Source organism: Chromohalobacter sp. HP20-39, assembly GCF_033052815.1.
Taxonomy (GTDB): Bacteria; Pseudomonadota; Gammaproteobacteria; order Pseudomonadales; family Halomonadaceae; genus Chromohalobacter.
On sequence record NZ_JAWHTP010000525.1, the window covers coordinates 1 to 286 of the forward strand.

Annotated in this window: 1 protein-coding gene; it reads right to left on the minus strand. The window is 69.6% G+C overall.

Annotated features, from left to right (window positions below; translation table 11 throughout):
• On the minus strand, positions 1 to 286 hold a 286-nt coding region (locus RVY79_RS19050; protein WP_317466121.1), incomplete at both ends, for a metalloregulator ArsR/SmtB family transcription factor.

The window sequence follows — 286 nt, forward strand, 5'->3', positions numbered from 1 at the left end:
CGACAAACGCAACCAGGCGGTCCAGGTTGCCTTCCCAATGCTGGCGATAGCGCTCCAGCCAGCCGTGCGCATCGCGCAGGGCGCCGGGGCGCAGATGGCAGATGCGCCAGCGCGCGTTGATTTCGCGCTCGATCAGCCCGGCTTCGGCCAGCACGCGCAGGTGCTTGGAAATGGCCGGGGCGGACATGTCGAACGGGCGGGCGAGTTCGCTAACCGGGGCTTCGCCTTCCGCCAGGCGCGCAAGTATCGCGCGGCGGGTTGGGTCGGCCAGGGCGGCGAATACGGT